The organism is Psychromonas algicola, from assembly GCF_004378355.1.
Taxonomy (GTDB): Bacteria; Pseudomonadota; Gammaproteobacteria; order Enterobacterales; family Psychromonadaceae; genus Psychromonas.
In genome coordinates this window covers 132,854-147,504 of sequence record NZ_SNUB01000007.1, presented here as the reverse complement: position 1 = coordinate 147,504, position 14,651 = coordinate 132,854, and the positions used below count along the sequence as shown (strand labels likewise).

The window sequence follows — 14,651 nt, the reverse complement described above, 5'->3', positions numbered from 1 at the left end:
AATGAAATGCGACCGCATATGAGTTTGGGAATGAAAACCCCAAATCAAGTGCATAAAAAAGACCAGGAGCAAGAGCTACTGGCCTTCCATTAAAACCGTCAACCTATTTCAGGACGGGACACTGAATAGTAAAGAAGATAAATTCGTTGTTAAATTCAGACTCTTCGTACGACAACTAAAAAGTTTGGGACATCCATACATTTAAATCAAAAAACAGGACGAGCGCAGACGAGCACTCAAAAAACCACAACAACATTTAGTAAAAATATTTTGTTAAAATGCACACCAACCTCCATTTCATTCGCTTTTTAAGATCAAATTAGCCACAATATAGCTAATTAGATATTTTAGGTAATAGAACATGAATCAAGATGGCCCAAGCTTTTTCTTTCACGATTATGAAACCTTCGGATTAAATCCGGCAACCGACCGCCCTTCTCAATTTGCGGGTATTCGTACTGACCTTGATTTGAATGTTATTTCTGAACCCTATGAATGGTATTGCCGTCCGCCAAATGATTATTTACCGGCACCTGAAGCGTGTTTAGTAACGGGGATCACTCCTCAACATGCGTTGCAGCATGGTGAATTTGAAAACCAATTTATCTTCAATATTTTGCAGCAATTTCAACAGAAAAACACCTGTGTTGTCGGTTATAACAATATCCGTTTTGATGATGAAGTAACACGTTTTACTTTATATCGTAATTTCCACGATCCTTACCAACGAGAATGGCAAAATGGTTGTTCGCGTTGGGATATCATTGATATGGTACGCGCATGCTATGCATTAAGACCTGAAGGAATTGAGTGGGTTTATGATGAAAATGATGCACCAAGCTTTAGGTTAGAGCTACTAACCAAAGCCAATGGAATTGCACATGAGCAAGCTCATGATGCGATGTCAGATGTTTATGCAACCATTGCGATGGCAAAACTAATCAAAACAGTACATCCAAAGTTATTTGATTTTTGTTATGGATTGCGCCAAAAGAATAAAGTATTGAATGAACTTAAGTTAGGTACATTTACGCCTTTGGTTCATATTTCAGGTATGTTCTCTGCGTTACAAGGTTGTTGTTCATATATTCTCCCCATTGCACAGCATCCAACGAATACTAATGCGGTGATTGTTGTTGATCTTAATAAAGATTTAACTCAGCTTGCTTCATTATCAGTAGAAGAGCTTCAAACTTATTTATATACCGCGACAGATAATTTGCCAGAAGGGATTAATAGACCGCCTATTAAACTGATTCATATAAACAAGTGCCCTATTGTTGCAAGTGCAAAAACGTTAACCCCAGAAAGGGCCAAGGAATTAGGTGTTGATGCCAAACAGTGTCGTGAATCGATGAATTTTTTCTCGGCAAATCATGATTTAGTCGATAAGTTGATTGCAGTTTTTAATACCGAGGCCAAAAGTTCAAAAGAACAACAACCAGAGCAAAAGTTGTATTCAGGTGGCTTTGCCTCTGCCAATGACAAAGCTGAATCAAAAACAATTACGACACTAGCGCCCCAGCAAGTTGCTACTTTTCAGCCTAACTTTGATGATCCTAATTTAGATGCATTATGGCGTCGTTATAAAGCAAGGAATTACCCATTATCACTATCCAGTGAAGAGCAAGAAAAGTGGGCTAGACATAGAGAAGCTTACTTAATTGAACATGCTAATGCCTATGTTGAACGTTTAAATGTGTTAGCAATTGAGCATCAACACAGCCCAGAAAAAATAGAAGTATTACAAAAGCTTGGGCACTATTTAGAATTTTTAAGTAGTAGTAATTAAGTGAATTAATTATTTAAATTGAGTGGTCAGTGTAAACAAGATAAATAGGGTCTTGTTTGCACATCATGACGACCTACTATCACTCACATATCTCAAAAACCTATATGGTATAACAAAATTTTACTTTCGCATTTATAAACATTAGATATGCTAGTACCCAATTATTAATAACCCCAACACATAGGAACATCATAATGAGCAAGATTTTTAGCGATAATTCTCTAACAATGGGTAACACACCATTAGTACGTTTAAACAATGTAACTACAGGTAATGTATTTGCAAAAATTGAAAGCCGTAACCCAAGCTTCAGTGTTAAGTGTCGTATCGGTTCAAATATGATCTGGGAAGCAGAGAAAAACGGTACTTTAACTAAAGGCGTTGAATTAGTTGAAGCAACAAGTGGTAACACAGGTATCGCTCTTGCTGAAGTAGCTGCTGCACGTGGTTACAAAATCACATTAACAATGCCAAACACTATGAGTGTTGAGCGTCGTAAATTATTAAAAGCATTAGGTGCTAACTTAGTATTAACTGATGGTGCTTTAGGTATGAAAGGTGCAATCAACAAAGCTGAAGAAATTGCAGCATCTGCACCAGGTAAATACTTCGTTGTACGTCAGTTTGATAACCCAGCAAATCCACAAGTTCACGAACAAACTACAGGTCCAGAAATCTGGAATGATACTGACGGTGAAGTTGATGTGTTAGTTGCTGGTGTTGGTACTGGTGGTACAATTTCAGGTATCAGCCGTTACATTAAAGAAACTAAAGGTAAAGCAATTCTAAGTGTTGCTGTTGAACCAACAGATTCTCCAGTTATTTCGCAAACATTAGCAGGCGAAGAAGTTAAACCAGGTCCACATAAAATCCAAGGTATCGGTGCTGGTTTCATTCCTAAAAACTTAGATATCACTTTAGTTGATAGAGCTGAGCAAGTAAGTAATGATGACGCTATCGCGATGGCTCGTCGCTTAATGGAAGAAGAAGGCATCTTAGCTGGTATCTCTTCTGGTGCAGCTGTTGTTGCAGCAGCACGTATCGCAGCAGAACCAGAGAACAAAGATAAAAATATTGTTGTTATTTTACCAAGTTCAGGTGAGCGTTACCTTTCAACAGCACTTTTTGCAGGTGCTTTTGAAGGCGAAAACTTCGCTTAATTGTTAATTAGTTAACAAATATCTGATAAACAAAGACGCTGTAGAGCGTCTTTTTTTTAAGCAAAATTCCATTAAAAACAAAGAAGAAATAGATAAAAACAGGCAAAAATGCTTACTTTTTACTTTTCTTTGCATTAATTGGTGAATGATCACGCGAATACAACTTAGCAATGTTGTTGACGCTTTTGATTAAAATGAATAAATGAGAGGAAGGTTTACTAAAGCAATATTTGATGAATATTATATTGACCTAGATCTAACCTTTAATTTTGACTTTTAGTTACTTTACTTATGGAATATCATTCATCATATATAGCAACTTACTTTTTATTAACTTAAGATGCTATTATTATAAATTCTAATTAATTTAAGGTGTTCACATGTATCAGAAAACAGTAGTAATTACAGCGCCAAACGGCTTACATACTCGTCCTGCAGCTCAATTTGTAAAAGAAGCAAAATCATTTGCATCTGACATTACAGTTGAAGTAGGTACTAAATCTGCAAGCGCGAAAAGTTTGTTCAAATTACAAACGTTAGGTCTAACACAAGGTACATCAGTGAATATTAAAGCTGAAGGCACGGATGAGCAAAAAGCTGTTGATGCACTAGTAGAATTAATGGCGACATTAGTTTAATTAATGCCTCTGTAGTATACATTCAGTAATTTAAGGATAGGTTATGATATCTGGAATTCTCGCATCACCTGGCATTACGTTTGCAAAAGCGTTGCTATTACAAGAAGACGAAATTTCTATTAATACACACAAAGTTCAAAATACAGAGCAAGAAATTACTCGTTTTTTAGATGGTCGTGCAAAAACTTCAGCTCAACTAGAAATAGTTAAGCAAAAAGCGCTTGAAACTTTCGGTGAAGAAAAGGAAGCCATTTTTGAAGGGCATATTATGCTCCTTGAAGATGAAGAGCTTGAAGAAGATATCGTAGCCTATATGAAGAAGAACAAATGTTCTGCAGATTTTGCTATCAATCATGTGGTTGAAGAAAACGCAACGATGCTGCAAGAACTAGATGATCCATACCTACGAGAGCGTGCAGCAGACTTTCGTGATATCGGTAATCGTTTATTAAAAAATGTATTAGGTATCAAACTTGTTGACCTAAGTAACATATCAGAAGAAGTTGTTTTAATCGCTAACGATTTAACCCCTTCAGAGACAGCTCAAATCAATTTAGATAAAGTATTAGGCTTTATCACTGATATTGGTGGTCGTACTTCTCATACTTCAATCATGGCACGCTCACTTGAGATCCCAGCGATTGTTGGTACTAATGATATTACTCAAAAAGTAAAAAATGGTGATTTGATTATTCTAGATGCATTGAATAATGAAATTATCATTAACCCAACTAAAGCTCAGCTAACTAAAGCTAAAGCTATTCGTGATGAATTCTTAAACGAGAAAGCTGAATTAGCTAAAATCAAAGATCTTCCTGCAGAAACTTTAGATGGGCATCAAGTTGAAATTGGTGCAAACGTAGGTTCTGTTAAAGATACCGATGGCGCTAAACGTAATGGTGCAGAATGTGTTGGTTTATATCGTACTGAATTTCTATTTATGGATAGAGATCAACTGCCAACAGAAGAAGAACAATTCCTCGCTTATAAAGACGTAGTAGAAGCGATGGAAGGCAAAGCATGTATTATCCGAACAATGGATATTGGTGGTGATAAAGACCTGCCTTACTTAAATTTACCAACAGAATTAAATCCATTCCTAGGATGGCGTGCAATTCGAATTTGTTTTGACCGCCCTGAAATCATGAATCCACAATTACGTGCATTACTTCGCGCTTCAGCGTTTGGTAAAATTCGTATTATGTTCCCAATGATTATTTCTGTTGAAGAAACACGTAAGCTAAAATTAATTTTAGAAACACTAAAAGCTGAATTAGCAGCTGAAGGTGTTGCTTATGATGAGAATATTGAGATTGGTGTAATGATCGAAACACCTGCTGCGGCAGCCATTGCTCATCATTTAATTAAAGAAGTAGACTTCTTTAGTATTGGCACAAATGATTTAACACAGTACACTCTAGCCGTTGACCGCGGTAATGAATTAATTTCTGACCTATACAACCCTCTTGCACCTTCAGTATTAACATTAATAAAAACAGTTATTGATGCTTCTCATGCGGCTGGTAAATGGACAGGTATGTGTGGTGAATTAGCGGGAGACGAACGAGCAACATTATTGTTGCTAGGTATGGGCTTAGATGAGTTCTCTATGAGTGCTATTTCTATTCCAACAGTTAAGAAGATTATTCGTAGCACTAACTTCTCTGAAGTTAAAGAGCTAGCTGATAAAGCGCTTTCAATGGCAACAGCTGCGGAAATCGAAACTTTAGTTAATGACTTTAACCATGCCAAAGGTATTAACTAATTAATAAAAAGTCAGTGTGCGCTGACTTTTTATTTTACTTTTTTAAAATTTGGAGTTAAACAACATGGGTTTTTTCGATTCATTAAAAAAAGCTGTCACTGGCAGCCCACAAACAGCAGATACAATTGATATGGTTGCACCAATTTCTGGTGAAATAGTGCCTATTGAAGATGTGCCGGATGTGGTTTTTGCAGAAAAAATAGTTGGTGACGGTATTGCGATTCGCCCAACTGGCAACAAAATGGTTGCTCCTTGTGATGGTGAAATAGGTAAAATTTTCGAAACAAACCATGCTTTCTCATTGGAATCAGACACAGGAATTGAACTGTTTGTTCATTTCGGTATTGATACTGTTGAATTAAAAGGTGAAGGTTTTACACGTATTGCTCAAGAAGGCCAAAAAGTTAAAGCAGGCGATACGATCATTGAATTTGATTTAGCGTTTTTAACTGAAAAAGCAAAATCAATTTTAACACCTGTTGTTATTTCAAATATGGACGAAATTAAAGAGCTACAAAAAATGTCAGGCAAAGTTGAAGTTGCTACTGATATTGTGCTTAAAATCGTTAAATAGTTTAATTTTAAACGCTTTTAAAAAAGTCGCTTCTGCGACTTTTTTTGTTTTAATCCCCCTCTTTCATATTTTTAGCTTAATTAAGTAGCGGCTTTGGTATTATTGTTGTTACCTTGTTACAATCTCTGCATCTTTTTACTTCAATTGATAAGCAATTCTCATGACAACAATAATGTACGGTATCCCTAATTGCGATACGATAAAAAAAGCACAAAAATGGCTTAATGAAAATAACATCCCTTTTTCTTTTCACGATTATCGTAAAGATGGTTTAGATAGTGATTTATTAACAAAATTATATTTAACATCAAGCTGGGATGAGCTTCTTAATAAACGCAGTACAAGTTATCGAGCACTAACAGAAGAACAAAAAGAAACACTCAATGAAAGTAGTGTAAATGAGCTATTTATCGCCTTTCCTACATTAATTAAGCGCCCTGTTGTTGTTCATCAAGGTCATGCTATCGTTGGCTTTAATCAAAAAAGCTACCAAACGTTTTTTGCTGTATAAGGAAATAAGATGCCACACTCCCCTGTAGTAACATTATTGCAAGATTTAATTAGTCGTCGCTCAGTAACGCCTGAAGATGCAGGTTGTCAGGATCTATTAATCTCACGTTTAGAAAAGTTAGGTTTTGTCTGTGAAACCATGGAATTTGAAGACACTCTTAATTTATGGGCTCGCCGAGGCACAGAAGCACCTTTGTTCTGTTTTGCAGGACATACAGATGTTGTACCAACTGGGCCTGAAGCAAACTGGGCGACTCCTCCCTTTGAACCAACCATTATAGACGGTATGTTATATGGTCGTGGCGCAGCGGACATGAAAAGTGGGATCGCCTGCTTTATGTTAGGATTAGAAGCCTTCATTGAAGAACATCAAGATCATAAAGGCTCAATTGCGTTATTAATCACTAGTGATGAAGAAGGTCCATTCATTAACGGAACCACTCGTGTTATTGATGTATTAGAAGCAAGAAATGAAAAAATTGATTATTGCATTGTGGGCGAACCCTCAAGTACTAATCATGTTGGCGATATCATCAAAAACGGACGCCGTGGTTCATTAACTGCCGATATAACTTTTAAAGGCACACAGGGTCACGTTGCCTACCCGCATTTAGTCAACAATCCAATCCACCTTGCAGCACCAGCATTAGCTGAATTAGTGCAAACTGAATGGGATAAAGGTAATCAATACTTTCCTGCGACTAGTTTTCAAATCACTAATTTCAATTCAGGGACTGGCGCAAGTAATGTCGTTCCAGGTGATGCCGTTGTGCAATGTAATTTCCGTTATTCAACGGAGTTAACGGCAGATATGATCACAGATAAGGTAGAAGCCATTCTTAATAAAGCAGGATTTGAATACCAAATAAATTGGACTTATAACGGACAGCCATTTATTACTGAACCTGGCTCATTAACTGATGCTGTTGCACAGGCAATATTAGCAACAAATGGTATCACCACTGAGCTATCAACAAGTGGAGGCACCTCTGATGCACGTTTTATTGCTCCAACAGGGGCACAGGTTGTCGAATTGGGGCCAATTAATGCGACTATCCATAAAGTAAACGAATCAACTAATATCGCTCAATTGGATGAATTAGTAGATATTTTTAAACTTACTTTGAAAAATCTATTAGCATAATATGAAAACGATGACGCCGGAGCAATTAACGGGACAAGTGCAAACTCACCTTACAGAGTTTGCACCTAATCGGTTACTGCATAGCGATATTGTTGCTGACTTTACGGCTTTACAACAAGCCGCTCAGCAACAAGGTTTCACTTTGCATATTGCGAGTGCATTTCGTAGCTTCGAACGTCAGCGGTTAATTTGGAATAGAAAATACTCAGGTGAAGTCACTATCTTAGATCATAATGAAGAGCCCATTGATTTAGGTAAAACGACAGAGATTGAAAAGTTATATCAAATATTACATTGGTCAGCTTTACCCTCTGCAAGTCGTCACCATTGGGGAACAGATATGGATGTCTATGACCCCACTTTATTACCTCAAGGGCAATCGCTGCAATTGCAAAAAAGTGAATATACTGAAGGAGGATATTTCTTCGATTTAACACAATGGCTAATTGAAAATATTGAAAAATTTGGCTTTTATTTACCTTACCAAAAAGATCAAGGTGGCGTTGCACAGGAGCCTTGGCATATTAGTTATTTCCCTTTAGCTGAAAAATTTCTTTCACAACTAGAGTTAGATCTGATTTCAGACACCTTAATGTCACATTCAGTGCTTGGAAAATCGCTAATTCAACAAGAATTGCCTACCATATATAAACAATACATTTGTAACGTAAGCCCAAGGTCATCATTTAGCTAAGGAGTGGTTATGTCTGAACGTCGTAAATTTTCACGCGTTAATTTTCAAGGTATCTGTTCGCTTGTGTTTGATAAAAAAACTGAGCACCATGACTTTGAAGCCTCATTGATTGATATTTCTCTCAAAGGTGCCTTAATCTCTATTAATCCGTTAATTATCGATTTAGAAGAAGAACCAGTTCAATTACATCTCGGGCTTGAAGGCTCTGATATAGAGTTACTATTAAATGGTTTTGTTTGTCACCAACAAGAGAAGCTATTAGGCGTGCAATTCACTAAGCTTAGCATTGACACTATTTCACATTTAAAACGTCTGATAGAGCTTAATTTAGGTGATAATGAAAGTATGAAGCGAGAGTTTGCAGAATTAATAGAGCAGCATATCAATGAAATAAGTAATAAATAAGCTTTAACTTGCTCAATATTTAGCTATTAGCCATGCAATAAAATGTAAGACAAAAGAACAAATTATTACATGACTCATAAGAGGTTTAACGACTTACTAAGATTTAATCTTTAAAGTTGTTAAACTGAAATCCCATCCCTAAATCGCATTCTTTCACTAAGCGCATTGCTTGTTGCAAATCATCACGCTTTTTACCTGTAACACGCAATTGTTCACCTTGAATCGCTACTTGTACTTTGATTTTGCTATCTTTAATTAACTTCACTAATTTTTTAGCCGTTGGTTGGTCAACACCGACTTTAAAGTTAATATTTTGAGACCAAAATTTACCAGATTGATCGCATTTTTCAGGATCCATTGCACGCGTATCCACACCACGTTTAACTAAATTCCCACGTAACATGTCACGTAAAGATGAGATTTGCATTTCCGCTTCAGCTTCTAGCTTCACCACTTCTTTATTTAGTGTTACAGATGCTTTTACGCCACGTAAGTCATAACGATTACCAATTTCTCGCTGTGTATTTCCTATCGCATTTTTAACTTCTTCTAAATCAATCTCAGAAACAATATCAAATGAAGGCATTTTTATTCCTTAATAAACCAATTAAATAACTAAGCATTGAATTTACCAGAAAATCAGCTTTTCTTCTATCATTGCGAATGAGTTTGTTACTTGTATCTTGCTAGACAAGTTAGCATAATGAATTTTTTAAGGGAGAAGTTATGATCCAAATTATCGGTGCAGGTGCAATTGGGTGTTTATGGTTAGCAAAATTGCTTCAAGCTAAACAAACTTGCCATATTGTTTCCCGTTCAGCATTTATATCAAGTAAATTACATTTCACTCATTTAACCGGAGAAGAGCAGCAATTCACTATTTCTCATAGCCATCGATTATTAAATACTAAAGAAAGCGAGCAAAACAGCACTATTTTGGTTTGCGTGAAAGCGCCACAGGTATTGAATGCACTGTTAATGCAAAAGGAATATATCTCTTCACAACAGGTCATTATTTTAATGCACAATGGTTATGGCTGTGCAGAGGAAGTTAAGCAACATTTCCCTAATAATCCCATTGTTTGTGCGACCACTGCAAATGCGAGTTTATTTAAAAAAACAGACAACCCTAAAATAGAATCGCCATTATGTGTAACAGAAACGGGGCATGGCCCAAGTTTTTTTGGGGCTTTTAATACAGTCGATTTTAAATCCCATAACACAGACTTATCTAAGGTAATTTTGCCTTTTCAAAAAGCAATGCAAGATGTTTATTGGAGTGAAGATATTATTGAAAAATGTTGGTTAAAGCTTGCCATTAATGCTGCAATTAACCCGCTTACTGCAATTAAGCAAATACAAAACGGACAATTGCAAGATGAACAATATATGGCTTTAATCAATAAAATATTAGAAGAAGTTACTTGTATCGCTAACGCTGAAAAAATACTTTTAACAATGCCTTTTTTACAAAAAACAGTATCCGATGTTATACAAGCAACAACCGAAAATTTTTCATCAATGAATCGTGATATTTTTTATAAGCGTCCCACTGAAATCGACTATATTAATGGCTACTTACTAAATAAAGCTAAGAGCCATAAAATAAAGGCACCTATTTTGTCAGATTTATACGCTCAAATTAAAGCGTTGGAGCATCACTAAATAATTGCTGTAAATATTGTGTCATATTTGCATTCAATTTATCTTGTAGACGCGGTGCTAACAATTCCTTTTGTTTAGAAGATACTTTTACAGGCCAGCGTTTGCGGCTTATCACTTTTCCATCTTCGCTAATCGTTAACTGATAACTTCCACGTAACCAATACCAATGATTAACAAATGTTGGTTCATTAAAATCCATAACAGAAGCAATTTGTAATCCTGATTGTTCAACGACTGTGACACCTAAGCCAGATAAACCAGCTTGTAAGGCATTTTTATCTTCTCCACTTTCTCGTTCAACGCTTATTTGTAAAGACGCTAATTGCTGACGAATAAGTTGCTCTATATCTTCTCTTGAAAAATCATTAAGTACGCCACTTCCGTTGAGGTATTTAAGTTGTGAATTAGACATTTCTCTAGTGACTTGCAAGTCACGAGCAGATCGAAGTGCATTTAAAGCAAGAATTGAATTCGGTGCCGTTTTTCTACTGTAATCAATCAGTTCTTGTGTTTTTTGATCGAATTCAAGAATCGACTCCATCAAATTTCGTGCTGCATTTCGCTTTTGTAATACAGCTAAGGTGTAGTACTCACCTGTTGGACTTAACCAACTTTCTTTGATTTCAACACCTTCAATTGTCTGTTCAGTTTCTGTTTCAATATTTCTTTGCAAAGACGTGGTACTTTCTAAGGTAACACCTAAAGAACTTTGTTGTTTAATAGACGAGCTTAAGGTTTTTGTTTCCGCTCTTACGCTCACTGAAAATATTTCGGCTAAATTAGTGATTGCATTTTTACTTGATCTTACTCGGCTGCTGCCTTCTCCAACAGCAGTTAAATAAACATCGTTAGGGTATTTTACTTGTGCATTATCAACCCAATCTGGACGTTCACTAATCGCTCGTTGTTGAGCTGTAGGAGTGGAACATCCATTGAGTACAAATAAGCATAAAACAGAGACGATTAAGCTAATGTTTTTCATAAAATTTCCTTACTTACTATTTAAGCCTAAGTCATCTATTGCTGATAATGAAAAAGGTTATTAGATAAACTAGAGGACAAAATAATATGCTGATTGGCTTCACTTATATCAAGATTATTATCTTGCGAATTAAGAGAAGAAATAACAATATTGTTTGAATTACTTTGCAAATAACTAAATTGAATCGTTGAAGGTAACATATTCCAACTACGCAGATCAGCCACTTCACTGATAACGCTTAAAATATTAAAAACAGCACCTAATAATGGATCTTTTTTATCAGCCGCTTTTACTGCTGCATATTTTATTGTGGCACGCGTGGTTGTTGCTAATAATATTTCAGGATAATCATGAGCTAAATCTTCTCTCGCTAAGTTTTCAATATTCTCAATAACTTCGCTACTTACATTTTGAATATCATCAGTTATCTTTATGCGTTGCAGATTGTAGTTAACTTTAGGATAAGCAGGCATAGAAATACGAATAATTTGTCGCCCACTAAAACTCGGCACTGTTAAGCTTTCTTGTCTTTTGTTAGAAACGACGCCATCAAAATAAAGGCTGAATATTTGTTTTCCGCTGTAACTCTTTTGCACCGATTGAGGGTATTTTTTACTTAATCTTGTATAAGCTTGATCGTTCCCCATTTTATCGCTCATGCGTAATAGCGCAATTTTAATTCCTTCAGGTACTGCCATTTTACGTTCAGTTAATATCTCTTCTGCTAACTGATAACTGATAAAGGCATTCGAACGCTCATCTAATAACTCATAAACGATAGCCGACAGTAAATGGGTACTTGCTAATTGCCCCACTAGCGATTTATCTTCAGCTAATTTTTTCATCGCAATATCAGCTTGAAGCATTTCAACGCGTGCACCTTCGATATCTTGGTTAAAGAGATAACTTAAAGCGAGCATATTGTGCACCATAACTCTATCGCTAGGATAACCACTATAACTACGCAATGTTTCATTGACCGTTCCAGCACCAATATTTTCACTAATTGAAGTCGCATTCAATGATTGCATTTTTTGTTTGGCTTGAGTTAACGATTCGATAGCAGGGATAAATTCGCCAGAGAGGAGTTGAAGGTAGCCAAGGTTAAGATGGTATTGCGCAAAATCTCTTTCGTTAGGTGTATCTTCTTGAAGAATAGATAATATTTTTTCTGGGTTTTCATGCAGAAGTTGATTGGCTAATTGATTATTACTGTGTTGCTGTAAAGAACAGCCAGTAGTCAGTAATAATAAAATAACAATAATGGCATTGCGCATAATATTCCCACTTTAAAAATTAAATAGGCTCAGATTCGAGCCTATTTATAGCTTATTCAATAGGTTATGTACAATTTATTGACGAATTTTACTGTTTTTGATTAGTTTTTTAATTTTCTTTTCACCAATCCAAACTTTACGATTATCTTGAATACTAATTAACTCTAAATTAACTTGGTAGAAACGAACTTGTGTTGTTCCATCAAGATCCACAATAGTGTTAATTTGTCCTTGCATCATATAATCGGCACCAAATTCTTGGCCCATTTCTTTACGCGTTGATTCTGTTGCATTAAGGTCTTGATCTGCACGTTCATCACGAATTTCTTGTCGAGCATTCGCACTTGCTACGAATTGAACTTCACCAGAATTAATTAATTCACGCTCAATATTCGCGATAAAAGTATTAGTGTTAATATGCTCATGACTCAAGTTTTTAATGCGCCCTACTATCACAACAGGCTCTTTACCTTTGGCATTAACAAACTTAGAGATCCAAGGACGAGATAAAGCATCTTCAACCATTTCACGAGCGACTAGTTGTGAATCGGTATCGTTCCATGCTCCACTTAAATCAATTTGCTCTTGTGCATCTAAACGTTCAACAGAAGTAGAACAAGCAGATAAAAGTAAACTTGCTGTTAATGCAACCCAAAATCCTGATTTTATTTTCATTGTAAACTCCAATTATAATGCCACTGTCACCGTAAAGTGTTTATAGCTTAATAGTACTTTGTAAATCTAATTGTGAAGGTTGTAGTTTAACCAACTAATTTACCTAACTTTTTACCACCGAGTAAATGTAAATGAATATGATAAACCTCTTGTCCACCATCGCCATTACAATTCATTATTAATCGATAACCAGACTCGGCGATACCTTCTTGTTTGGCTAGCTGTTTTGCCACAGTGTACATTTTGCCAATCAAAAGTTCATCTTCAATTTCTATATCATTAGCAGTCGGTATCAATTTATTTGGAATAATCAATATATGAACCGGTGCTTGTGGTGAAATATCACGAAAAGCAGTGACATACTGATCTTGATATAAAGTATCAGATGGGATTTCTTTATCTATAATTTTTCTGAAAATAGTTTCTTCTGCCATGTTAACCCTTATTTTTTCTAAAAACACCAGCCCAATATAAGTTTAAATGCGCTCTGTAAAATTTTATTTATAATTCGGCAATTGCGCCTTTTCCAATCCCTTCGTAGGCATAAACAGTGACTGTCTTGCTGCCTTCTTCTTGTTTAATTGTTTTGCAGATAAATCCAGCTAATTCTTCAACCGTTGTATCATTATTTAATACTTCACAGCGAGACGCTGGCATTAACAGTTCAAAATAACCTTGCGGTGCATGATAAGCAGAACAATGAACAGGAACGGGTGATTCAAGTGTAATAAATGATAATTCGCTACGTTCAATAACATCACTTTCACTGGCAAGATAAATATCAGCCCAACGTTGTGCCCATTGTTTAACCCAATTTTCGCTATATTCACCATTGATAAAAATATCAATTTTAGAGCGATGCCCATGTGCAATACGTTGACAATTTCCGTTGTGTTTCTTTAAACCATGAGTGTACTGGTAATAAGGAGTTGAGATAGACTCCGTACGTAATTTAATTGATAACCCAGTTACATTTTCAGGCAGTTTCATTAAAATAACTTCTTCTAAATAGGCCTCTAATAATGCATCGGTTACCCTTTCGCATTCTAATAAACAGTAAGCTTCGTGCGGACTTTTTAATTGAATAATACTTTTGTCATCCAATATATAGTCTATCTGAGTACGTTCATTTTCTATTGAAACAGAACACTGAGGTGCATCATGTGGCACTAATAATTTATGATCGACCTCTGCATCAATGATTTTTTTAATTTGTTTCTTAACCAATGAAAAATCTAAAATCATAGATTGTTCATTTAATTCACCATCCAAAAGCACATCAACTTGAAAACTTTCACCGACAAAACCGCGTGAAGGGTCTAAGTAAGTAGCATCAATTACAGTTAGATCTCGTACAAATAACTTCATTT

The 14,651-nt window shown here is 35.8% G+C and carries 16 protein-coding genes; 10 read left to right on the top strand and 6 right to left on the bottom strand.

Features of this window, described 5'->3' with window-relative positions:
- Positions 1-361 precede the first annotated feature (361 nt).
- The 9 genes from sbcB (at position 362) to E2R67_RS05610 (ending at position 8,682) form a co-directional block, all read left to right on the top strand.
- Positions 362-1,792, top strand: coding sequence for an exodeoxyribonuclease I (gene sbcB / locus E2R67_RS05650; protein ID WP_134289948.1), 1,431 nt, complete (start codon positions 362-364; stop codon positions 1,790-1,792).
- Between the two features lie 194 nt (positions 1,793-1,986).
- Positions 1,987-2,952 carry a cysteine synthase A gene (gene cysK, locus E2R67_RS05645; protein ID WP_134289947.1) on the top strand — a complete coding sequence of 322 codons (966 nt, stop codon included), beginning with the start codon at positions 1,987-1,989 and terminating at the stop codon, positions 2,950-2,952.
- A 380-nt stretch (positions 2,953-3,332) separates the two neighbouring features.
- Entirely contained in the window at positions 3,333-3,590 is a 258-nt protein-coding gene (locus E2R67_RS05640) for an HPr family phosphocarrier protein (protein WP_134289946.1), read from the top strand.
- A 43-nt stretch (positions 3,591-3,633) separates the two neighbouring features.
- Positions 3,634-5,355, top strand: a complete 1,722-nt coding sequence (gene ptsI / locus E2R67_RS05635; RefSeq protein WP_134289945.1) for a phosphoenolpyruvate-protein phosphotransferase PtsI — start codon at positions 3,634-3,636, stop codon at positions 5,353-5,355.
- Between the two features lie 64 nt (positions 5,356-5,419).
- Positions 5,420-5,929: a PTS glucose transporter subunit IIA gene (crr, locus tag E2R67_RS05630; RefSeq protein WP_134289944.1), complete on the top strand. Its 510-nt coding sequence runs from the start codon at positions 5,420-5,422 to the stop codon at positions 5,927-5,929.
- 160 nt (positions 5,930-6,089) lie between these two features.
- The gene (locus E2R67_RS05625; protein ID WP_134289943.1) at positions 6,090-6,440 is read left to right on the top strand and encodes an ArsC family reductase; all 351 of its coding nucleotides are present in this window, start codon (positions 6,090-6,092) and stop codon (positions 6,438-6,440) included.
- 9 nt (positions 6,441-6,449) lie between these two features.
- Positions 6,450-7,583: a succinyl-diaminopimelate desuccinylase gene (dapE, locus tag E2R67_RS05620; RefSeq protein WP_134289942.1), complete on the top strand. Its 1,134-nt coding sequence runs from the start codon at positions 6,450-6,452 to the stop codon at positions 7,581-7,583.
- A 1-nt stretch (position 7,584) separates the two neighbouring features.
- Complete coding sequence (locus E2R67_RS05615; RefSeq protein ID WP_243836960.1) at positions 7,585-8,277, top strand: M15 family metallopeptidase; 693 nt, start codon at positions 7,585-7,587, stop codon at positions 8,275-8,277.
- Between the two features lie 9 nt (positions 8,278-8,286).
- On the top strand, positions 8,287-8,682 hold the full coding sequence (locus E2R67_RS05610) for a PilZ domain-containing protein (RefSeq protein ID WP_134289941.1): 396 nt from the start codon (positions 8,287-8,289) through the stop codon (positions 8,680-8,682).
- Between the two features lie 103 nt (positions 8,683-8,785).
- Here the strand turns inward: E2R67_RS05610 and E2R67_RS05605 are convergent, their stop codons facing one another.
- Positions 8,786-9,268 carry a YajQ family cyclic di-GMP-binding protein gene (locus E2R67_RS05605; RefSeq protein ID WP_134289940.1) on the bottom strand — a complete coding sequence of 161 codons (483 nt, stop codon included), beginning with the start codon at positions 9,266-9,268 and terminating at the stop codon, positions 8,786-8,788.
- A 140-nt stretch (positions 9,269-9,408) separates the two neighbouring features.
- Between E2R67_RS05605 and E2R67_RS05600 the strand changes: the two genes are divergently transcribed.
- Complete coding sequence (locus E2R67_RS05600; protein WP_134289939.1) at positions 9,409-10,347, top strand: ketopantoate reductase family protein; 939 nt, start codon at positions 9,409-9,411, stop codon at positions 10,345-10,347.
- Here the strand turns inward: E2R67_RS05600 and E2R67_RS05595 are convergent.
- The 5 genes from E2R67_RS05595 to E2R67_RS05575 form a co-directional block, all read right to left on the bottom strand.
- Positions 10,325-11,329, bottom strand: a complete 1,005-nt coding sequence (locus E2R67_RS05595; RefSeq protein ID WP_134289938.1) for an LPP20 family lipoprotein — start codon at positions 11,327-11,329, stop codon at positions 10,325-10,327. The two genes, E2R67_RS05600 and E2R67_RS05595, sit on opposite strands and share 23 nt — an antisense overlap.
- A 35-nt stretch (positions 11,330-11,364) precedes the next feature.
- Positions 11,365-12,606 (bottom strand): COG3014 family protein, encoded by a 1,242-nt coding sequence (locus E2R67_RS05590; RefSeq protein WP_134289937.1) that lies wholly within the window; start codon positions 12,604-12,606, stop codon positions 11,365-11,367.
- Positions 12,607-12,681: 75 nt separating this feature from the next.
- Positions 12,682-13,281, bottom strand: coding sequence for a penicillin-binding protein activator LpoB (locus E2R67_RS05585; protein ID WP_134289936.1), 600 nt, complete (start codon positions 13,279-13,281; stop codon positions 12,682-12,684).
- An 86-nt stretch (positions 13,282-13,367) separates the two neighbouring features.
- Positions 13,368-13,715, bottom strand: coding sequence for an HIT domain-containing protein (locus E2R67_RS05580; protein WP_134289935.1), 348 nt, complete (start codon positions 13,713-13,715; stop codon positions 13,368-13,370).
- Between the two features lie 67 nt (positions 13,716-13,782).
- On the bottom strand, positions 13,783-14,649 hold the full coding sequence (locus E2R67_RS05575) for a 6-carboxytetrahydropterin synthase (protein WP_134289934.1): 867 nt from the start codon (positions 14,647-14,649) through the stop codon (positions 13,783-13,785).
- Positions 14,650-14,651: the final 2 nt, after the last annotated feature.

Coding starts and splice junctions, on each gene's coding strand:
- sbcB (WP_134289948.1), top strand. CDS start 362: ATGAATCAAGATGGCCCAAGCTTTTTCTTTCACGATTATGAAACCTTC.
- cysK (WP_134289947.1), top strand. CDS start 1,987: ATGAGCAAGATTTTTAGCGATAATTCTCTAACAATGGGTAACACACCA.
- E2R67_RS05640 (WP_134289946.1), top strand. CDS start 3,333: ATGTATCAGAAAACAGTAGTAATTACAGCGCCAAACGGCTTACATACT.
- ptsI (WP_134289945.1), top strand. CDS start 3,634: ATGATATCTGGAATTCTCGCATCACCTGGCATTACGTTTGCAAAAGCG.
- crr (WP_134289944.1), top strand. CDS start 5,420: ATGGGTTTTTTCGATTCATTAAAAAAAGCTGTCACTGGCAGCCCACAA.
- E2R67_RS05625 (WP_134289943.1), top strand. CDS start 6,090: ATGACAACAATAATGTACGGTATCCCTAATTGCGATACGATAAAAAAA.
- dapE (WP_134289942.1), top strand. CDS start 6,450: ATGCCACACTCCCCTGTAGTAACATTATTGCAAGATTTAATTAGTCGT.
- E2R67_RS05615 (WP_243836960.1), top strand. CDS start 7,585: ATGAAAACGATGACGCCGGAGCAATTAACGGGACAAGTGCAAACTCAC.
- E2R67_RS05610 (WP_134289941.1), top strand. CDS start 8,287: ATGTCTGAACGTCGTAAATTTTCACGCGTTAATTTTCAAGGTATCTGT.
- E2R67_RS05605 (WP_134289940.1), bottom strand. CDS start 9,268: ATGCCTTCATTTGATATTGTTTCTGAGATTGATTTAGAAGAAGTTAAA.
- E2R67_RS05600 (WP_134289939.1), top strand. CDS start 9,409: ATGATCCAAATTATCGGTGCAGGTGCAATTGGGTGTTTATGGTTAGCA.
- E2R67_RS05595 (WP_134289938.1), bottom strand. CDS start 11,329: ATGAAAAACATTAGCTTAATCGTCTCTGTTTTATGCTTATTTGTACTC.
- E2R67_RS05590 (WP_134289937.1), bottom strand. CDS start 12,606: ATGCGCAATGCCATTATTGTTATTTTATTATTACTGACTACTGGCTGT.
- E2R67_RS05585 (WP_134289936.1), bottom strand. CDS start 13,281: ATGAAAATAAAATCAGGATTTTGGGTTGCATTAACAGCAAGTTTACTT.
- E2R67_RS05580 (WP_134289935.1), bottom strand. CDS start 13,715: ATGGCAGAAGAAACTATTTTCAGAAAAATTATAGATAAAGAAATCCCA.
- E2R67_RS05575 (WP_134289934.1), bottom strand. CDS start 14,649: ATGAAGTTATTTGTACGAGATCTAACTGTAATTGATGCTACTTACTTA.